The following is a 20242-nucleotide window of genomic DNA, read 5'->3' on the forward strand; positions in this document are numbered from 1 at the left end:
GAATGCGATAAGGATGTTGCATGCATGTGTTTAGTGAAAAACCCATTCGAGTGGCCAGGGAAAAATGGCCTCAGGCGGCAAGCGCGCTAGCGCAGTGGTTTCGTTTGGCAAGCAGAAGTTATCCAAAGGACTTCGCGGCAATGAAGTCGATATTTCCTGCGACCGACAAGGTCGGTGATCTCCATGTGTTCGACATTGGAGGCAACAAACTGAGGCTTATCGCCTTTGTCAGTTATCGATCTCAGAGGCTCTACATCAAGCATGTGTTGGACCATCGAGAATACGATCGGGGCAAATGGAAAGAGGGAAAACCATGAGTAGTTTGATCAAGACGGTTGCTGAGCACTGGGAGTTTGTCTCTCCATTGCTTCGCAAACCGAAGAACGAAGAGGATTACGATGCGTTGGTGCTGGCAGTCGACGAGATCCTCGAAATAACCGGCGATGACGAGTCGCATCCACTCACGAGTCTGGTGGATATCATCACTGACTGGATTGCGGAATGGGATCGCACGCATCACCCCATGGCCGAGGCAAGTGGCGAAGAGGTCCTCGGCTACATGATGCGCGAACATGGACTGACCCAGAGCGACCTGCCGGGTGTCGGTACCCAATCTGTCGTTTCCGAAATTCTGAACGGTAAGCGCAAGTTGAACCTGCGGCAGGTCCGCTGGTTGGCGGACCACTTCAAGGTGCCTGTAGACGTCTTTATCTAGCTTGCCTCACGAAGAACAACTAATCTCCAAATGCTTCCCCCACTCCGGAGGCCGCTCGGCATAACCTTCCATCCCCGGCTGCTCTTCAAACGGTTTGCTCAGCACCGCGTGCAGCCGGCGTACCTCTGAGTAATCCCCTTGCTCCGCCGCGTCGATAGCTTTTTGCGCCAAATAATTACGCAGGATGTACAGCGGGTTAACCGCGTGCATCCGCGCGCGGCGCTGTTCTTGATCAGGAACGCCATCGCGAGCAACCCGGGCGATGTAGCGTTCGCCCCAGGCGTCGAAGCCTTTGATGTCGACGAAGTCGTCGCGCAACTGAGCGACAGCCTGCTGAGGTGAGTCTTCGCCGAGTCGGCGGAAGAACAGCGTGTAGTCGACGCCGCTGTTTTGCATCAATTGCAGCAGATCTTCGAGCAGTTTCTGGTCGTCGTCTTCGGCGCTGGTGAAGCCGAAGCGGCGGCGCATCAGGTCGAGGTAGTGGGCCTGGAACAGTGGCAGGTACAAGCCGAGGGTTTCGCGCAGGGCTTCGACGCTGATGAATGGCGTCAGTGCCTGGGCCAGCGCGCTGAGGTTCCACTGGCCGACCGGCACTTGATTGCTGAACGAGTAGCGGCCCTGATCATCCGAGTGGTTGCAGATGAAGTTGGCGTCGAAGTCGTCGAGGAAGGCGAACGGGCCGAAGTCGAAGGTGATGCCGAGGATCGACATGTTGTCGGTGTTCATTACGCCGTGGCAGAAGCCGTAGGCTTGCCATTTGGCGATCAGTTCGGCGTTGCGCTCGACGATCTCGCGGAACATCGCCAGATACGGTTCCGGCTGCTCAAGGCATTCAGGGAAATGCATGGCCAGCACGTGCTCGCCGAGTGCTTTCTGCTGTTCGGGGCGTTTGGTGTAATAGAAATATTCGAAGTGGCCGAAGCGGATATGGCTCGGCGCCAGACGCAGCACCATCGCCGCGCGTTCCTGTTTTTCGCGCCAGACCGGGGTGTCGGAGCCGATCACGCAGGCTGCGCGCGAGGATGGAATATTCAGCCCGAACAGCGCTTCAGAGGCGAGGAACTCGCGGATCGACGAGCGCAGCACCGCGCGACCATCGCCCATACGCGAAAACGGCGTCTGACCAGCGCCCTTGAGGTGCAAGTCCCAATGCTCGCCCGCTGCATTGTAGACCTCGCCCAGCAGCAGTCCGCGACCATCGCCCAGTTGCGGCGTGTAGCCGCCGAATTGATGCCCGGAATAGACCATCGCGCGCGGCTCGGCATCGGCCCACAGCTTGTGGCCGCCAAACAGTTCGGCAAATTCCTCGGTTTCGGCGGTGGCTGGATCGAGATCCAGCAACGCCAGCGCCGCCGGGCTGGCAACGACCAGACGCGGATTGTCGATCGGCTCGGGCAGCACGTGGGCGGAAAACGCGTCACCGAGGCGGGCGAAGCGATTGTCGAAGGTCAGTTCGTCGAGGGCTTTCAAGGGCCTGCTCCAGCAGAATGTCCGAGCATTCTGCTGGGAATAGACCGGTTAGTCGAGTTTGGCCGGCGGCGGCTCTTGCAGCGGTTTCTGATCGTCGGCGACCGGCACGATGGTTTTCGTCTCCGGCTCGATCGGCACCATCTTGTATTCCTGACCGTGCAGATTCTTCAGGTACACCTCCATCTGCCGGAACGAGATGTTGATGTGCTGCTTCTTGAACTCGCGGTTGATGAAGCGGTTGACCTCATCGAGCACCGGGTTGCGGTCGCCGAGGTCGCGCACATGCATGCGCAACTCGTGGTCGAGGGTGCTTTCGCCGAAGTTGAGGAAGTACACGTGCGGCTCGGGTTCCTTGAGCACGCGCGGGTTCTCGCGGGCAGCCTTGAGCAGCAATTCCTTGACCAGATCGAGATCGGAGCCGTAATCGACGCCGAGTTTCAGCGTCACGCGGGTGATGGTGTCGGTCAGCGACCAGTTGATCAACTGCCCGGTAATGAACGTCTTGTTCGGGACAATGATGTCCTTGCGGTCGAAGTCGGTGATGGTCGTGGCGCGGATGCGGATCTTGCTCACCGTGCCCGACAGGTTGCCGATGGTGATGGTGTCACCGATCCGCACCGGGCGTTCGAAGAGGATCATGATGCCGGAGATGAAGTTCGCAAAGATCTCCTGCATACCGAAACCGAGACCGACCGACAGCGCCGCCACCAGCCATTGCAACTTGTCCCAACTGACGCCGAGGGTCGACAGCGTCGAGACGAAACCGACACCGGCGATCACGTAGGACAGCAGCGTCGTGGTCGCGTACGCGCTGCCCTGCGCCAGATTGAGCTTGGACAGCACGAACACTTCGAGCAAGCCCGGCAAGTTGCGCGCGAGGGCGAAGGTAATGCCGATGATGATCAACGCGCCGAGCATGTCGCCGATGCTGATCGGCACCATGCTCATGTTGGCACCGGTGCCGCTGGTGTATTCGTAGAGGGTGATGTTGTCGAGGTACGAGAACACCGAAATCAGATCCGACCAGACCCAGTACAGCGCCGCAATAAAGCCGCCGAGCAGGGCCAGACGGATCAGGCGCAGCGACTGTTCGTTGACCTTTTCGATGTCCAGCGTCGGCTCTTCGATCACCGCTTCGCCGTCGCCAGCCTCTTTCGCCGCCTGCCGTTTGGCCAGTGCGCGCTGGTAGGCCAGACGCCGTGCAGCAACGCTCAGGCCGCGAACGAAAGTGGCTTCGATCACCAGCCAGAACATCAGCAAATACAGGGTGTTGATCAAGCGGTCGCTGAGTTTCAGCGCGGTGTAGTAGTAGCCGAAGCACACCGCGACGAACAGGGCGATCGGCAGCACCGTGAACATCACGCCGACGGCTTTGCGGAACAGCGAAGTGTTTTCGTGGGCCGGGCTGCTGATCAGCAGGCGGCTGAGCAACCACGCCATCAAGGCGTAGCAGGTCAGTACCACCGGCATGCCGAGCACGTCGTCGGCGAGTGCCGCGGGTTGCAATTCGGCAACAGCGACAATCGTTACCAATGCCATGACCACCAGACCGAGCCGGCGGATCCAGCCGCGCAGGAATTCAACCTGCGGTTTCTCCCAACGGAAATGCAGTTCAGCCACGCCGGCCGGCGCGAGAATCCGGTACGCGGTGTAAAACACCAGCCACGCCTGCGCCATTTGCAGCAGCGCCGCGCCCATGTTGGCGTTCTGTCCGCGTGCGTCGATCTGCAAGGCCAGACCACACAGGGCCAGCGCCAGTGCAACCGGCATCGCCAACAGAATGTTGATCAGAATCGCCTGCGGCGTGTGCCACTGGCTGTCGCGTTTGAAGTGACCGATGTCCTGGTGAACCTTGTTCAGGCGCCCGTAGAGACTTTTGCGGCGCCACAACAAGGCACCGATCAGCAGCGCCAACGGCAGGAACAGCAGTGGTCGCTGGGTCAGACCATCAGTCAATTCGCTGAGGCTTGAAGCCCACGGCAGCGTGTCGACCTGACGCTTGAGGCGCTCCGGCACGCTGCGCATCCACTCCAGATCCAGCGGTTTGTTGCTCGGAATCCAGAACATCTGCTCGTCGAGGGTCGCGCGCAGACTTTGCGCGGTGCTCAGCAGTTGTTTCTGATTGAGTTGCAGGGTGATCGATTCGTTAAGCACCGCGCTCAGTTCGCGGTTCAGCCGCTCCAGCAGGTCGGCGCGGGTGTTGGCCAGATCCAGCAGGCTTTTGCGCAGTTGCGGGGTGACTTGTTCCGGCGGCTGGGTGGCGAGCAGATTGTCGACGTAGGTGGTCGGACTGCTGAGCAGTTCGCGCTGCTGGCTGACTTCAAACTGATACAGACGAATGTCAGCGATCTGATCGGCCAGGTCGCGGTCGACCTTCAGGCGCGGCAGCGCTTGTTTCTGTTTATAGAGAATCTTCGACAGCAGCAGGCTGCCCTTGAGCACGTTGATCTGCTCGTCGAGGGCGGAATCGCTTTGGGTCAGGCTGTCGAGTTGTTGTTTGGTCTGCAGATTCTGCTGGGTGACTTCGTTGAGGCGGTCGGTGCTTTTCAGCAGGTAGTCGGAGAGCTTGAGGTTGGCCGTGCTTTCGCTGGCGAGCAGGCTGCTGCCGCCGGCCTTCTGCGCTTCGATCGATTGCTGGGTCACGGTTTCCTGCGACTGCGCCAGACGCTTCTGGTTGATCAGGGTCTGCAGCTCCTGAATCTCGCGGTCGAGGCGGTCAGATTTTTCCGAGAGCAAGTCATGCTGGGCGTTGCCGAGATCCTGCAACTGGCTGTTGCCGGCCAGCTCCTGACGGCGCAACGGGATCAGCGCGTTCAGCGCGGCGAGTTCGGCGTTCAACTGGTCGCGCTGCTCGGCGCTGACGGATTTGCCCGCGTCCTTGCCGGACTTGAGGATGTTGTTGATCTGCTGAATGCGCGTCTGGCTGGCGGAGATTTCCGCCTGAGCGCGCTCCGGGCGCGTCTGCGCGGTGATGATCAGGCTGTTGGCGTCGGCCAGGGCTTTTTGCAGGTCACTTTGCTGAGTGGAGCGGTCGGTAAGGATCTGCTCCAGTTGCGTGATCGATTCGCGGGGGAAGCGCTGCGCCACCGGCACCACGGTCGTGGCTTTGAGGCGCGTCAGTTCGCGGGCGTTTTCGATGGTCTGCTTGGGCGCGGTCGCCAGTTGCTGCTTGAGGTCGATCAGCTTCTGCTCGTAATCACGCTGATTGTTCAGCTGATTGAGCGTGTTCTGCAGGACGGTTTGCAGGGTCTTTTTGTCGGCATCCGGCAGTTTGCTGTCGGCAAGTTTGTCCAGGCTGGCCTGGACGGCATCGCTGGACGGTGGTTCGGCGGCATACAGCGGGCCGACAGTAAGACTCAGGCCCAGCAGGGCCGCGGCGAAAAAGGAGCGCAGGGTAGGCATAGAGACCGGTCAAGCAAGTGATAGTGGACGCAGTTTAGAGGAAGAGTCCGGGGCCCGGGCGACTTCCTTCGGGGAATCTGACGCCCACTTTGCCGATCTTGTTCCCGTCCATGACCGCAACCGTCCAGTGGGTGTTGTTCCACTCGACCTGGTCGCCAACGATCGGTGCGCCGCCGACTTTCTGCGCGATGAAGGCGCCCAGGGTCATGTCCGGATCGATGCCCTCGGCCGGCAGGCCATACAGCGCTGCAACCGCTTTAAGCTGGGCGTCTCCTTCGAGCACAAAGTCGCCGAAGAAACGCAAATCGAGGCCGCGTTGTGGCGCCTGGCTGAACAGTTTTCCGAGGGCCGGCAAGTTGTGTTCATGGCCGATAACACACAGCAAATCATCGACTTCCAGCACCGTACTACCCGACGGATGGAGCAGTTGCTGACCCCGAAACAGGGCAGCGATGCGGGTGCCTTCGGGCATTTTCAGCTCACGCAGGGGTGAACCGATGCACCATTTCTCCGCGCCGAGCTTATAAACGAACAGCTCCCATTCGCTGGTGACATGGACTTCCAGCGCCGCCCGGGAAATCGGCGCAGGCTCCGGCGGCACCGTCACCTTCAACAATTTAGCGACCCACGGCAGGCTTGTGCCCTGCACCAACAGCGACACCAGCACGATAAAGAAGGCGAGGTTGAAGTACAGCTGCGCATTCGGCAGCCCGGCCATCAGCGGGAACACCGCCAGAATGATCGGTACCGCGCCGCGCAGGCCGACCCAGGAAATAAAGGCTTTTTCGCGGCCATGGAAGGCCTTGAACGGCAGCAGACCGACCATCACCGACAGCGGTCGCGCGAACAGAATCATCCACAGCGCCAGACCCAGAGCGGGCAGGGCGATCGGCAGCAAATCATGCGGCGTCACCAGCAGCCCCAGCACAAGGAACATGCCGATCTGCGCCAGCCACGCCATGCCGTCGAGCATGTGCAGAATGCCGTGACGGCTGCGCACCGGGCGGTTGCCGATGACCAGACCGCACAGATATACCGCGAGGAAACCGCTACCGTGCAAGGCGTTGGTCAGGGCGAACACCACCAGACCGCCGGCAATGACCAGAATCGGATAGAGACCGTTGGCCAGATTGATGCGGTTGACCAATTGCAGCATGACCCAACCGCCGCCGAGACCGATCACGCCGCCGATGCCGAACTCACGGATCAGATGTGTCAGCAGGCTCCAGTGCAAACCGGTCTGGCCGCTGGCGAGCATGTCGATCAGGGTCACGGTGAGAAACACCGCCATCGGATCGTTGCTGCCGGATTCGATTTCCAGGCTGGCCGTAACCCGTTCGTTCAGGCCTTTGCCGCCGAGCAAGGAGAACACCGCTGCGGCGTCCGTCGAGCCGACGATGGCGCCGATGAGCAGGCCTTGGATCAGGTTCAGGTCGAACAGCCATGCGGCGGCCATGCCGGTCAGCCCGGTGGTGATCAACACCCCGACCGTCGCCAGCGATAACGCCGGCCACAACGCCACGCGGAAACTCGAGACCCGTGTGCGCAAGCCGCCGTCGAGGAGGATCACCGCCAGTGCGAGGTTGCCGACCAGATAGGCCGTTGGGTAGTTATCGAAAATAATCCCGCCGCCATCAACCCCGGCGGCCATGCCGACTGCGAGGATAATGACCAGAATCGGGATGCCGAGACGGGAGGAGAGTGAGCTGACGAGAATGCTTGCACCTACCAGCAACGCGCCGATCAAGAACAGGCTGTTGATGGTCGTCGCATTCAAAGGCAGTACTCCAGAAGCGTAAAGACGGGCACAAACTGACCATGCAGTCTGCGTGCCAGCGATTCTAACCTGTTGAAATGTGATGCTGTCAAAAAGCTTTTTTCAAGATCAAAGGATCGCAGCCTGCGGCAGCTCCTACAGGGTGCACATCAATACCGTGTAGGAGCTGCCGCAGGCTGCGATCTTTTGCTTTTTCAGAGGCTAAACCGCCCAACCATGTTGTTCAGATCCAGCGCCAACCGCGACAGCTCATTACTCGCCGCGCTCGTCTGATTGGCCCCGGTCGCTGATTGCACCGACAAATCCCGAATATTCACCAGGTTACGATCTACCTCGCGCGCCACCTGCGCCTGCTCTTCCGCCGCGCTGGCGATCACCAGGTTGCGCTCGTTAATTTCAACAATGGCAGTGTTGATCGTATCCAGCGACATCCCCGCGCCGCGAGCAATGTTCAACGTCGACTCCGCGCGTTCGGTGCTGTTGCGCATCGAATCCACCGCGTGTTCGGTGCCGCTCTGAATGCTGCCGATCATCCGCTCGATTTCGCTGGTCGACTGCTGCGTGCGATGCGCCAAGGCGCGCACTTCATCGGCCACCACCGCAAAACCACGACCGGCTTCACCGGCGCGCGCCGCTTCAATCGCCGCGTTCAGCGCCAGCAGGTTGGTCTGATCCGCCAGACCACGAATCACATCCAGCACCTTGCCGATGTCTCGGGATTCATTGGCCAGATCACCGATCAACGATGCTGTGCTCTGCACATCGGCGCTCATGCGTTCGATGGCGCTGACGGTTTCCTGCACCAGATCACGACCATCGCCGGCCGAGGTCGTGGCGTTCTTCGAGGCTTCCGAGGTGCTCACCGCGTTGCGCGCAACTTCTTCCACGGCGCTGGTCATTTCGTTGACCGCGGTGGCCGCTTGTTCGATTTCGTTGTTCTGCTGCACCAGGCCGCGCGCACTTTCGTCGGTGACGCTGTTGAGTTCTTCCGCTGCCGACGCCAGTTGCGTGGCCGACCCGGAAATCCGCTGCAAAGTGTCGCGCAGCTTCGATTGCATCTTCGCCATCGCTGCCAGCAAGCGCCCGGCTTCGTCGCTGCCATCGACCTGAATCGGCTGCGTCAGGTTGCCTTCAGCGATGGTTTCTGCGGCTTCCAGTGCCTTGGCGATTGGCTTGGTAATGCTGGCGGTCAGCAACCAGGCGAACAACAACGTCAGCCCAGTCGCAATCACCAGCAGGGTGACAACCAGGTCGAACGCCGAAGAATATTGATCCGCCGCTTGCTGATTGGTGTCGACGGTTTGCCGGGTATTGATCTCCAGCAAACGGTTGAGCACGGTGTTGACCGCTTCGGAGTTGGTCAGCAAGTCGGTGTTGAGCAGGTTGCGCAGTTCATCCACCTGATTGTTGCGCGACAGGGTTCTCATCCGGTCTTCGATCTGGCGGTACTGGCTCAGCAACTGCACATATTGATCGTACGCCGCACGTTCGTCGGGGCTGCTGATAAACGGCTCGTAATCGCTCTGGGCCTTGCGGATCTGCTGGTTGCGCATGTCCAGCAAGTCCATGGTTTTCTGCTGCACGTCCGGTTCGCGGTTGACCAGCAAACGGTACGACAGCACACGCAGGCGCAGGGTCAGTTGGGTGAATTCGTCGAGGCTCTTGATGCTCGGCACGCTGCTGTTGGTGATGTCTTCGGTGGCGCCGCGAATTTTGCTCATCTGATTGAGCGCGAATACGCCGAGGATCAACATCAATGCGCCAATCAGGGCGAAACCGGTGAACGCCCGTGGGGCGATGTTCATATTGCGAAGGGACATGGAGGGTACCGAGAAGGGCCGCATCCATGCGGGCTAAAACTGCTGAATGGATGACTTATCGGTCATGCGACTAAAGTCTTGAGGGGCTGCGCGTATTTGTCGCAGAGGGCGCTCGGCGACGAAGTGCAGGAACAAGATCGGCAAATCACAGTCTTTAAAGCTCGCGGGAACGCTCGCCCGCCAGGAAAATCAAGGCCTTGCGCCGGTTTAACCCTGGCATCCGTGGTGACTTTTCTTTATCGTACGCGCCCTTTGAAAATGCCTGGAAGATCAAAATGTTGGAAGCATCCCTCAGCCAATTGGAACAGCTCGTCAGCGACCTGGTGCAGCAGAACCAGACCCTCGCGCAAACCAATCAGAACCTGTCCACCGAACTGGCTCAGGCCAAGGATGAAAACGAAAGCCTGCAACTGAGCCTGATGGAACAGGAAGAAAAGCACGGCACCACCGCCGCCCGCATTCAGGCGCTGGTTGATCGCGTCAACGCCGGTCCCGTCAGCGCATGAACCACGGCACAGCAGGGGTAAAAGTCATCTCCATTCTCGGGGAGGACTATTCGATCAAGGCACCGGCCGGGGAAGAACAGACCCTGCTGGACGCAGCATTGATGCTTAAAGCCGCTTTGGCCGACACCAAACGCAAATACCCGACGCTGATCGGTGACCGCTTGCTGGTGCTGGCCGCGATGAATCTGTGCTCGCAGCAGATCGACATGAAGAAGCAGCATCAGGAAGAACTCGACCGTTACCAAGAGCAAGTCAGCGCCACGGTCGACACCATCGCCAAGACCATCAATCAGGGTTGACGGCGTTGCGCACAACCAAAGAATAGATTGTCGATCGGGTTGTATACAATCGGCACGGCTGTTGCATTGCTTCCGCCACTTATTCTTTGGGGGTGCTCCATGCAGTTGTGGCGACGCAGTATCCAATGGCAACTGATCCTCAGCATGGGCACTGCTCTGCTGGTCAGTATCCTGATCGTGGTTGGCATTTATACCCTGGTGGTCAACCGTCTCGCCCAGAGCTATCTGGTCGAACAAGCCTTGCCGTCGAGCATCGAAGCGACGCGCAACGACATCGAACGCATCCTCGTCCAGCCCCTCACCGCTGCCAAAGACATCGCCAGCAACACCATGGTGCGTGACTGGTTGGCGTCTGGCGAAGACAGCAGCAAAACGGCGGGCTTCGCGCAGTATCTGGAAGGCATCCGCGCCGAACACAAGGCTTTTACGGCTTTGATCATCGGCACCGAATCCAATCATTACATCACCGAAAAAGGCCTGGATCGCACCCTCAGTCGAAGCAAGCCGGCCGATGCCTGGTTCTATTCCTTCCTCGACAGCAACCAGTCGCGCACCCTCAATATCGACAACGATGGCGCCACCGGAGAATTGGCACTGTTTATCGATTTGAAGGTGGAGCAGGCCGGCAAAGTGGTCGGTGTGGCCGGTCTCGGGCTGAGCATGAAAGAGCTGTCGGAGCTGATTCACAACTTCAGCTTCGGCGAGCGCGGCAAGGTCTATCTCGTGCGTTCCGACGGTTTGATTCAGGTGCATCCTGAAGCGCAGTTCAGTGGCAAACGCACGCTTACGGAGCAGATTGGTGCTGCGGCAGCGCAAGCGGTCATGGGTCAAAAAATTGCCACGAACAGTAGCTTCCAGCGTGATGGCGAAGACTATCTGGCCTTCAGCCTGCCGTTGCGTGATCTGGGCTGGACGCTGGTGGCCGAAGTGCCGCAATCGCAAATCTACGCCGAAGCGCGCAAAGCGATGTGGATGAGTGGCGGCATCGGTCTGGCTGTAGCGCTGGTGTGCCTGGCCTTGGTGGTGTGGCTGGCGCGCGGGCTGGTGCGACCGATTCGTCAGGTAACAGCGGCGCTGGTAGCAATCGGTAGCGGCGGGGGAGATTTGACCCATCGGTTAGATTCCAGTCGCGCCGATGAGCTAGGTGATCTGGCGCGCGGCTTCAACCGCTTCCTCGACAGTCAGCGCGGAATGATCGCGGAAGTGCTGACCACCAGCGAGCGTCTGCGCACGGCGGTGGGGCAAGTGGCGAAAGTGGTTGAGAACACTGCCGAGCGCTCCGGTCGTCAGCAGGAAATGACTGACATGGTTGCCACCGCGGTTCACGAAATGGGCCTGACGGTTCAGGAAATTGCGCAGAACGCCGGCAACGCGGCGCTCGCATCGCAGACTGCGCGGGATGAAGCGATGCAGGCGCGGGAAGATGTTGGCGGGTCGATCCGGCATATCGAAAGCATGTCGGACGAAATTGGCCTGGCGGCGGGCGCAGTGGGTGAACTGGCGCATCAAGTGGCATCGATTGACTCGGTGTTGGCGGTGATTCGCGGGGTGTCTGAGCAGACGAATTTGCTGGCGCTCAATGCGGCGATTGAAGCGGCGCGTGCCGGGGATATGGGGCGTGGGTTTGCCGTTGTTGCTGATGAAGTGCGCACGTTGGCGCGGCGGACTCAGGCCTCCACTGACGAGATTCAGCAAATGATCGGCAGCCTCAAGCAGGGTGCGGAAAACGCTGTGTCGTCAATGCGTACCGGGCAAGCGGCGACGGGTACCGGGGTTGAGTCGAGTCAGCGTACGGGCGCTTCTTTGACCGCGATTACCGGGCAGGTCGAGCGCATCAGCGACATGAACCATCAGGTGGCGACGGCGACCGAGGAGCAGTCGGCGGTGACGGAGGAGATCAACCGCAACGTGCAGGGGATTTCCGATCTGGCGCGGGCGACGGCGGGGGAGGTTCGCGCTTGTCGTGAGGATTGTCAGATGTTGCAGAAACTGGCGGATGATCTGGCGCGGCAGATGGGTGGGTTCAGGTTGAGTTGAGTGTTGAGCCAGAAAAGCCCCTCACCCTAGCCCTCTCCCGGAGGGAGAGGGGACTGACCGAGGTGTCTTTTGCTATACATCGACCTGAAAACGCCAGTCGATTATGGATTCGGTGAGCCTCTTTCAGGTCGATGGAGTATCAACCATCCCCCGGTCGGCCCCCTCTCCCTCCGGGAGAGGGCTGGGGTGAGGGTAGCTTTTCAGAACCACGCATCCTGCATCGCCAGGCACGTATCATCCCGCGCCTCCAGCAACGCCAATTCATGGTGGCATCCCGGCACTTCCCACGTCAGAAAATACCGCGCCGCCTGCAACTTGCCTTTATAGAAGTCAGCATCGGCCGCATTGCCCTTGGCCAAGCCTTCCTCCGCACGAATCGCCTGTTCCAGCCAGCGCCAGCCAATTACCGCGTGCCCAAATACCTTCAGGTACAGCGCCGAGTTCGCCAGGCTGCTGTTGACCTTGCCCTGCGCCAGATCCGTCAGCAAACCAATGGTCACGGTTTGCAGGCGTGCCACCAGTTTTTCCAGTGGCTCACGCAGTGCTGTCAGCGAATCGTGCGCAGTCGAGCGTTCGGCCGTATTGGCAATCAGGCGAATCAGCTGCTTCAGCCCCGCGCCGCCGTTCTGCGCCAACTTACGCCCAAGCAAGTCCAGCGACTGAATGCCGTGGGTGCCTTCATGGATCGGGTTCAGACGGTTGTCGCGGTAGTACTGCTCGACTGGATACTCGCGGGTGTAACCGTGACCGCCAAGAATCTGGATCGCCAGTTCGTTGGCTTTCAGGCAGAACTCCGATGGCCAGGATTTGACGATTGGCGTTAGCAAATCCAGCAATTCCTGCGCTTGTTTACGCTCGGTTTCGCTTTCAAGCGTCGTGGTGTCATCGAACAGGCGAGCGGCATACAAGCCGAGGTCAAATGCCCCTTCGACGTAGGATTTTTGCGTCAGCAGCATGCGTCTTACATCAGCATGCTGAATGATCGCCACGGGCGCGGTAGTCGGATCCTTGCTGTCCGGCACTCGACCTTGCGGACGTTCGCGGGCGTACTCCAGCGAGTACAGATAACCGGCATAACCAAGCATCACTGCGCCCATGCCGACGCCGATCCGCGCCTCGTTCATCATCTGGAACATGTAGCTCAAGCCGCGATGTGGTTCGCCGACCAGATAGCCGACACACTCGCCGTTATCGCCGAAATTCAGTGCGGTGGAGGTGGTGCCGCGCCAGCCCATCTTGTGGAACAACCCGGCCAGCAGCACGTCGTTGCGTGGGCCGAGAGTGCCGTCATCGTTGACCAGAAACTTTGGCACGATGAACAGCGAAATGCCTTTCACCCCCGGCGGCGCGTCCGGCAGTTTGGCCAAGACCATGTGCACGATGTTTTCCGAGAGCGGGTGATCGCCGCCGGATATAAAGATCTTGTTGCCCTTGAGGCGATAGGTGCCGTCAGACGCTGGCTCGGCGCGTGTACGAATATCCGACAGCGATGAGCCGGCGTGGGGTTCGGTCAAAGCCATGGTGCCGAAGAAGCGGCCGTCGATCATCGGTTGCAGGAAGCGCTTTTTTTGCTCTTCGGTGCCGAAGCTTTCGATCAGGTTCGCCGCGCCCATGGTCAGGAACGGGTACGAGGTCGAAGCAGCGTTGGCCGACTGGAAATGCGCGAAGCAGGCTTGCGACAGCAATGTAGGAAGTTGCATGCCGCCGGCGTCGAAACTTCTCGCGGCGTTGAGGAATCCGGCTTCAAGGAAGGCATCCACCGCCGGTTTCACTTCGGGAATCAGAATCGCCTGACCGTCTTCATAGCGCGGCTCGTTTTCGTCGCCCTTGCGGTTGTGCGGGGCGAAGTACTTCTCGGCGATATTGCGCGCGGTGCCGATAGCAGCGTCGAAGGTCTCGCGGTTGTGTTCGGCAAAGCGCTCACGCCGGGTCAGGCCCTCGGCATCGAGGACTTCATACAGCTCGAAAGCCAGATTGCGGGAACTGAGCAGCGTCTCGGACATGGCGGCCTACCTGAAATTGGGGTTGGGCCGAGTCTAGGCGTGCTGATAAAGGCTGAACAGGATGATTGATGGGCGTGATACAGAAGCAAAAGATCGCAGCCTTCTGTAGGAGCTGCCGAAGGCTGCGATCTTTTGATCTTTTGATCTTTTGTAGGAGTGAGCCTGCTCGCGATAGCGGTGTGTCAGTCAAACAAATGTGTCTGATAGATAGCTATCGCGAGCAGGCTCACTCCTACAGGGGATTTCATTCCAGGCGACCATTGCGGCCGCCCGGATTTACAGCGGTTTAGCCGATAGTCATCAAGCTGGCATTACCACCCGCCGCCGCAGTGTTAACGCTCAACGCGCGTTCAATCACCAGACGCTCCAGGGCAATGTTGGTCTCGCCCTGAGACAAGCCCTGAACCCCAACAATCGCGCCGGCACGCTTGGCAATCTGCTGGCAAACGCCGCGCAACTGGTCGGAATGGCCGTGATGCAGAACCGCATCAAACACCACTTCGTCTTTATTCCAGTCAGCTACCAGCTTGATACGCGTCTGAATCTCCTTCGGCAAGCGTGCGAACAATGCCTTGCTGATGTCGGACTCCGGCCATACCGCCGAACCGCCTACCGCCAGCACCGCCGCCAGTTGCGTCAGCAAATCACCTTCAACCTCGGCCAGGCACAGCACGTGCTCGCGCGGCAGGATCGCGTAGCTGTTTTTCTCGCCGGTCGGGCCGGCCAGCACGCGAGTGATGCCGCTCTGCGATTGCGCCGCGTACTGCACGCACAGGGTGCTCAGGTCGGCGTACTTGTTGCTTTCAGCCCAGGCTTTCAGGGCGTTCAGCGGTTTGCTCATAGCGTCGCGCAAACGAACGTCCGGGGCGATAACCGCATCACCGCGAGCGAAGGATTGTTCGATGGCGTCCGTAGGACGTGTTGCCAGCAAACGGTACAGGTACAGCGGGCCACCGGCTTTCGGGCCAGTACCCGACAGGCCTTCGCCGCCGAATGGCTGCACGCCGACCACGGCACCGACGATGTTGCGGTTAACGTAGACGTTACCGGCGTTGACGTTGTCGATCACCTTGGCGATGGTCTCGTCGATCCGGGTGTGCACGCCCAGCGTCAGGCCATAACCGGAAGCGTTGATCTGAGCGATCAGTTGATCGATCTCTTTACGCTTGTAGCGCACCACGTGCAGCACCGGGCCGAAGATCTCGCGTTGCAGCTCGTCGAAGCTTTCCAGTTCGATCAGGGTCGGCATGACGAAGGTGCCGCGTTTGACCTCTTCGGTGTCGGCGATCGCCACCTGGTAAACATTGCGACCTTTGTCGCGCATGCCCTGGATGTGCTTGTCGATGCCAGCCTTGGCTTCGGCGTCGATCACCGGGCCGATGTCCACGGACAGGCGCTCCGGGTTGCCGAGACGGCTTTCCGCCATGGCACCTTTGAGCATTTCGATGACACGATCCGCGGAATCTTCCTGCAAGCACAGTACCCGCAGCGCCGAGCAACGCTGGCCAGCGCTGTCGAACGCCGACGACACCACGTCGATCACGACTTGTTCGGTCAGTGCCGAGGAGTCGACGATCATCGCGTTCTGCCCGCCGGTTTCGGCGATCAGTGGAATCGGACGGCCCTGGCTGTCGAGACGGCCAGCAATGTTGCGTTGCAGCAGGCGCGCGACTTCGGTGGAACCGGTGAACATCACGCCTTTGACGCGCTCATCACCGACCAGACCGGCACCGACAGTTTCACCGCGCCCCGGCAGCAGTTGCAGCACGCCTTCCGGGATCCCGGCTTCGAGCAGCAAGCGCACGGCTTGAGCCGCCACCAGCGGAGTTTGCTCGGCAGGTTTGGCCAATACCGGGTTACCGGCAGCCAATGCCGCAGCGACTTGACCGCTGAAGATCGCCAGCGGGAAGTTCCACGGGCTGATGCACACAACCGGGCCCAATGGACGGTGGGCGTCGTTGCTGAAATCGTTGCGCGCTTGCACCGCGTAATAACGCAGGAAGTCGACGGCTTCGCGGACTTCGGCGATGGCGTTGGCGAAAGTCTTGCCGGCTTCGCGAGCCAACAGGCCCATCAGAGGCTGGATTTCACCTTCCATCAAATCAGCGGCACGTTCCAGAATCGCCGCACGTTCGGCGGGCGGGGTGGCCTGCCAGATCGGTGCTGCGTTCAGCGCGCATTGAATCGCGTTGTCGACGTCTTCGACGGTGGCTTCCTGAACGTGACCGACCACATCGCGGTGATCCGCCGGGTTCAGCACGGCTGCCGGGGTTTCAGTGCTGGAAGCGCAACCGAGCATCGGCGCAGCTTTCCAGTCGGTGTGGGCAGTGGCGAGCAGGGCGCAGGACAGCGAAGCCAGACGATGTTCGTTGGCCATGTCGATGCCGCTGGAGTTGGCGCGCTCGGCACCGTACAGATCGCGCGGCAGTGGAATGCGCGGGTGCGGCAGGCCGAAACCACCTTCCACGGTCGCCATCTGCTCGATCTGCGCCACTGGATCGGCCACAAGCTCCTGAATCGAAATCGACTGATCGGCGATGCGGTTGACGAACGAGGTGTTCGCGCCGTTTTCCAGCAAGCGACGTACGAGGTACGCCAGCAATGTTTCGTGAGTACCGACCGGTGCGTACACGCGGCACGGACGGTTCAGCTTGCCGTCGGAAACTTTACCTACAACCTGCTCGTAGAGCGGTTCGCCCATGCCGTGCAGGCACTGGAATTCGTACTGGCCGGGGTAATAGTTCTGACCGGCAATGTGGTAAATCGCCGACAAGGTGTGGGCGTTGTGCGTGGCGAACTGCGGGTAGATGACTTCCGGCACCGACAGCAATTTGCGTGCGCAAGCGATGTAGGAAACGTCGGTGTACACCTTGCGGGTGTAGACCGGATAGCCTTCCAGGCCTTCGACCTGAGCACGTTTGATTTCGCTGTCCCAGTACGCGCCTTTCACCAGGCGGATCATCAGGCGATGACGGCTGCGACGGGCCAGATCAATCACGTAGTCGATCACATACGGGCAACGCTTCTGATAAGCCTGGATGACGAAACCAATGCCGTTCCAGCCAGTCAGTTGCGGCTCGAAGCACAGGCGCTCAAGCAGATCCAGCGACAGTTCGAGACGGTCGGCTTCTTCGGCGTCGATGTTCAGGCCGATGTCGTATTGCTTGGCCAGCAGGGTCAGCGACAGCAGGCGCGGGTACAACTCGTCCATCACACGCTCGTATTGCGCGCGGCTGTAACGCGGGTGCAATGCCGACAGCTTGATGGAGATGCCCGGGCCTTCATAAATCCCACGACCGTGGGACGCTTTGCCGATCGAGTGAATGGCTTGTTCGTACGACGCCAGGTACTTCTGCGCATCGTGTTCGGTCAGCGCCGCTTCACCGAGCATGTCGTAGGAATAACGGAAGCCCTTGGCTTCGAACTTGCTCGCATTGGCCAGCGCTTCGGCGATGGTTTCGCCGGTGACGAACTGCTCGCCCATCAGGCGCATGGCCATGTCGACGCCCTTGCGGATCATCGGTTCGCCGCTCTTGCCGATGATGCGGCTCAGCGACGAGGTCAGGCCGGCTTCGTTGTGGGTCGAGACCAGTTTGCCGGTCAGCAGCAGACCCCAAGTGGCGGCGTTGACGAACAGCGACGGGCTGTTGCCCAAATGTGGATGCCAGTTGCCGGTGCTGATCTTGTCGCGGATCAGCGCATCACGAGTGCCCTTGTCCGGGATACGCAGCAGCGCTTCGGCCAGGCACATCAGTGCCACGCCTTCCTGGGACGACAGGGAAAATTCCTGCAGCAGACCCTGAACAATGCCTGCACGACCGCCAGCGCTTTTCTGGTTACGCAGTTTTTCCGCGATGGAGGCGGCGAGTTTGTTGGTGGCTTCAGCCATGGCGACTGGCAGGCGAGCCTGCTCGATCAGCATCGGCACGACTTCCGGCTCAGGGCGACGGTAAGCGGCAGTGATCGAAGCGCGCAGAACGGACTGCGGCAGGATGCTTTCAGCGAATTCAAGGAAGCACTGGTGAGCGTGATCGTTGTGGACTTCGCCCGCCTCATCGGCGTCCTTGGCGGTCAAACCGTTCAGCTCGGTCAAGGTTGCACCACCCTCGAGTTTCTCCAGGTAATTGAAAATTGCCTGCTTGATCAGCCAGTGCGGTGTGCGATCAATCGAGGTCGCGGCAGCCTTCAGGCGCTCGCGGGTCGGGTCATCGAGTTTGACCCCAAGGGTGGTGGTAGCCATATTTTTATCCTCATGGTTGCCACAGTTGCGTGGCATCAGCTGGCCGCAAGATTAGCCGTGCGCCGAAAGAGGTGCAACCGGGTGCAACCCTTTTTTTGCCGGAATAATAAGCAGCTCGTCAGGAATTATTTTCTGGTACGAAAGTACTGCTCCTGCTTGGTGCTTTTGCTTCTAGCAAATGGCCATGACTGCCACAAAAGGGAGCAAAAACGCGGTGATTGTCGATAAAACCGACTAGGTGCAACTTATTCTCACGAAACTGGTTGCACCTCTTTTGCTTTGTTGCATAGGATTCGCGCCCAAGGTGCAACCGGGAAAATAGTCCGGTGTATCGGCTGATGGCTTTCCTGGGGAAACATCAGTCCTAAATGCGCGGGATCCCGAATCGTCTGCCAAACGTCGTCGTTTGCGCGCGGTTCATCACCGCCGCTACATAAAAACAAAGCCAGGGCGTAACTTAATGAGCGTTAGCAATCCAACCTTGATCACGTTCGTGATCTACATCGCAGCAATGGTGCTGATCGGCTTGATGGCCTATCGCTCCACCAACAACCTTTCTGACTATATTCTGGGCGGCCGCAGCCTGGGCAGCGTCGTCACCGCGCTATCCGCCGGTGCGTCCGACATGAGTGGCTGGTTGTTGATGGGCCTGCCAGGCGCCATCTACATGTCCGGTTTGTCCGAAAGCTGGATCGCCATCGGCCTGATCGTCGGTGCTTACCTGAACTGGCTGTTCGTTGCCGGCCGTCTGCGTGTGCAGACCGAGCACAACGGCGACGCCCTGACCCTGCCAGACTACTTCGCCAGCCGTTTCGAAGACAAAAGCGGCCTGCTGCGGATTATCTCGGCGATCGTGATTCTGGTGTTCTTCACCATCTATTGCGCTTCCGGCATCGTTGCCGGCGCCCGTCTGTTCGAAAGCACCTTCGGCATGTCCTACGAGACGGCGCTGTGGGCCGGTGCTGCGGCGACGATTGCCTACACCTTTATCGGTGGTTTCCTCGCGGTAAGCTGGACTGACACCGTTCAAGCGACCCTGATGATTTTCGCGCTGATCCTCACGCCGATCATCGTGCTGCTGGCCACCGGCGGCGTCGACACCACGTTCCTGGCCATCGAAGCGCAAGATCCAAGCAACTTCGACATGCTCAAAGGCACCACTTTCATCGGCATCATCTCGCTGATGGGCTGGGGTCTGGGCTACTTCGGCCAGCCGCACATCCTCGCGCGTTTCATGGCGGCGGATTCGGTGAAATCGATCGCCAAGGCGCGTCGCATTTCCATGACCTGGATGATCCTGTGCCTGGGCGGCACCGTGGCCGTCGGCTTCTTCGGTATCGCGTACTTCTCGGCGCACCCGGAACTGGCCGGCCCTGTCACCGAGAACCACGAGCGTGTGTTCATCGAGCTGGCGAAAATCCTCTTCAATCCGTGGATTGCCGGTGTACTGCTGTCGGCCATTCTGGCTGCGGTGATGAGCACCCTGAGCTGCCAGTTGCTGGTGTGCTCGAGCGCCCTGACCGAAGACTTCTACAAAACCTTCCTGCGTAAATCGGCCTCGCAACTGGAGCTGGTCTGGGTCGGTCGCGCCATGGTGCTGCTGGTTGCGTTGATCGCCATCGCACTGGCGGCCAACCCGGAAAACCGCGTACTGGGCCTGGTGTCCTACGCTTGGGCCGGTTTCGGTGCTGCGTTCGGTCCGGTTGTGCTGATCTCGGTGATCTGGAAAGACATGACCCGCAACGGTGCACTGGCCGGCATCGTGGTTGGGGCCGTCACCGTGGTGGTCTGGAAGCATTTCGAACTGCTGGGTCTGTACGAAATCATCCCGGGTTTCATCTTCGCCAGCCTGGCCATCTACTTTGTCAGCAAAGCGGGCGAACCGACTCGCGGCATGGTTGAGCGCTTCGAAGCAGCGGAAAAAGATTTCAATCTGAACAAGTAATGCGCTGAGCTACGGCTCACCTGAAAAC

At 59.7% G+C, this 20242-nt stretch carries 12 protein-coding genes and 1 pseudogene; 6 read left to right on the plus strand and 7 right to left on the minus strand.

What is annotated here, in order from left to right; translation table 11 throughout:
* The first annotated feature begins 20 nt into the window (after positions 1-20).
* Together ACIOMO_RS23390 and ACIOMO_RS23395 are read left to right on the plus strand one after the other, a co-directional pair.
* Complete coding sequence (locus ACIOMO_RS23390; protein ID WP_053116692.1) at positions 21-317, plus strand: type II toxin-antitoxin system HigB family toxin; 297 nt, start codon at positions 21-23, stop codon at positions 315-317.
* The gene (locus ACIOMO_RS23395; protein WP_053116693.1) at positions 314-715 is read left to right on the plus strand and encodes a type II toxin-antitoxin system HigA family antitoxin; all 402 of its coding nucleotides are present in this window, start codon (positions 314-316) and stop codon (positions 713-715) included. The genes ACIOMO_RS23390 and ACIOMO_RS23395 overlap by 4 nt, the downstream gene beginning before the upstream one ends.
* A 6-nt stretch (positions 716-721) precedes the next feature.
* Here the strand turns inward: ACIOMO_RS23395 and selO are convergent, their stop codons facing one another.
* From selO to ACIOMO_RS23420, 5 genes and pseudogenes are all read right to left on the minus strand, one after another.
* Complete coding sequence (selO, locus tag ACIOMO_RS23400; protein WP_401243839.1) at positions 722-2185, minus strand: protein adenylyltransferase SelO; 1464 nt, start codon at positions 2183-2185, stop codon at positions 722-724.
* 48 nt (positions 2186-2233) lie between these two features.
* The gene (gene mscK, locus ACIOMO_RS23405; RefSeq protein ID WP_159811661.1) at positions 2234-5587 is read right to left on the minus strand and encodes a mechanosensitive channel MscK; all 3354 of its coding nucleotides are present in this window, start codon (positions 5585-5587) and stop codon (positions 2234-2236) included.
* A 34-nt stretch (positions 5588-5621) separates the two neighbouring features.
* On the minus strand, positions 5622-7364 hold the full coding sequence (locus ACIOMO_RS23410) for a potassium/proton antiporter (protein ID WP_212549893.1): 1743 nt from the start codon (positions 7362-7364) through the stop codon (positions 5622-5624).
* Between the two features lie 194 nt (positions 7365-7558).
* Positions 7559-8431 (minus strand): methyl-accepting chemotaxis protein, encoded by an 873-nt coding sequence (locus ACIOMO_RS23415; protein WP_371262353.1) that lies wholly within the window; start codon positions 8429-8431, stop codon positions 7559-7561.
* Positions 8432-8461: 30 nt separating this feature from the next.
* Positions 8462-9208: pseudogene (locus ACIOMO_RS23420) on the minus strand (MCP four helix bundle domain-containing protein); the annotation flags it as partial.
* A gap of 251 nt (positions 9209-9459) precedes the next feature.
* On the opposite strand from ACIOMO_RS23420, the gene ACIOMO_RS23425 reads away from it, so the two are divergent.
* The 3 genes from ACIOMO_RS23425 to ACIOMO_RS23435 all read left to right on the plus strand — a co-directional run bounded on the left by ACIOMO_RS23425 (position 9460) and on the right by ACIOMO_RS23435 (position 12026).
* Positions 9460-9690, plus strand: coding sequence for a hypothetical protein (locus ACIOMO_RS23425; protein WP_159811663.1), 231 nt, complete (start codon positions 9460-9462; stop codon positions 9688-9690).
* Positions 9687-9989, plus strand: a complete 303-nt coding sequence (locus tag ACIOMO_RS23430) for a cell division protein ZapA (protein ID WP_053116699.1) — start codon at positions 9687-9689, stop codon at positions 9987-9989. The genes ACIOMO_RS23425 and ACIOMO_RS23430 overlap by 4 nt, the downstream gene beginning before the upstream one ends.
* Before the next feature lie 99 nt (positions 9990-10088).
* On the plus strand, positions 10089-12026 hold the full coding sequence (locus tag ACIOMO_RS23435) for a methyl-accepting chemotaxis protein (RefSeq protein WP_401243842.1): 1938 nt from the start codon (positions 10089-10091) through the stop codon (positions 12024-12026).
* Between the two features lie 200 nt (positions 12027-12226).
* On the opposite strand, the gene ACIOMO_RS23440 is transcribed toward ACIOMO_RS23435, so the two are convergent.
* Both ACIOMO_RS23440 and putA read right to left on the minus strand, forming a co-directional pair.
* Positions 12227-14029 carry an acyl-CoA dehydrogenase gene (locus ACIOMO_RS23440; protein WP_401243844.1) on the minus strand — a complete coding sequence of 601 codons (1803 nt, stop codon included), beginning with the start codon at positions 14027-14029 and terminating at the stop codon, positions 12227-12229.
* Positions 14030-14315: 286 nt separating this feature from the next.
* Positions 14316-18269 (minus strand): trifunctional transcriptional regulator/proline dehydrogenase/L-glutamate gamma-semialdehyde dehydrogenase, encoded by a 3954-nt coding sequence (gene putA, locus ACIOMO_RS23445; protein WP_401243846.1) that lies wholly within the window; start codon positions 18267-18269, stop codon positions 14316-14318.
* Between the two features lie 460 nt (positions 18270-18729).
* On the opposite strand from putA, the gene putP reads away from it, so the two are divergent.
* A complete protein-coding gene (gene putP / locus ACIOMO_RS23450) occupies positions 18730-20214 on the plus strand; it encodes a sodium/proline symporter PutP (RefSeq protein ID WP_401243848.1) in 1485 nt (494 codons plus the stop codon).
* The last annotated feature ends 28 nt before the right edge of the window (positions 20215-20242 follow it).

The organism is Pseudomonas sp. NPDC087804 (assembly GCF_044742965.1).
GTDB classification, from domain to species: Bacteria; Pseudomonadota; Gammaproteobacteria; order Pseudomonadales; family Pseudomonadaceae; genus Aquipseudomonas; species Aquipseudomonas rustica.

Coding starts and splice junctions, on each gene's coding strand:
- ACIOMO_RS23390 (WP_053116692.1), top strand. CDS start 21: ATGCATGTGTTTAGTGAAAAACCCATTCGAGTGGCCAGGGAAAAATGG.
- ACIOMO_RS23395 (WP_053116693.1), top strand. CDS start 314: ATGAGTAGTTTGATCAAGACGGTTGCTGAGCACTGGGAGTTTGTCTCT.
- mscK (WP_159811661.1), bottom strand. CDS start 5,587: ATGCCTACCCTGCGCTCCTTTTTCGCCGCGGCCCTGCTGGGCCTGAGT.
- ACIOMO_RS23415 (WP_371262353.1), bottom strand. CDS start 8,431: ATGGCGAAGATGCAATCGAAGCTGCGCGACACTTTGCAGCGGATTTCC.
- ACIOMO_RS23425 (WP_159811663.1), top strand. CDS start 9,460: ATGTTGGAAGCATCCCTCAGCCAATTGGAACAGCTCGTCAGCGACCTG.
- ACIOMO_RS23430 (WP_053116699.1), top strand. CDS start 9,687: ATGAACCACGGCACAGCAGGGGTAAAAGTCATCTCCATTCTCGGGGAG.
- ACIOMO_RS23435 (WP_401243842.1), top strand. CDS start 10,089: ATGCAGTTGTGGCGACGCAGTATCCAATGGCAACTGATCCTCAGCATG.
- ACIOMO_RS23440 (WP_401243844.1), bottom strand. CDS start 14,029: ATGTCCGAGACGCTGCTCAGTTCCCGCAATCTGGCTTTCGAGCTGTAT.
- putA (WP_401243846.1), bottom strand. CDS start 18,269: ATGGCTACCACCACCCTTGGGGTCAAACTCGATGACCCGACCCGCGAG.
- putP (WP_401243848.1), top strand. CDS start 18,730: ATGAGCGTTAGCAATCCAACCTTGATCACGTTCGTGATCTACATCGCA.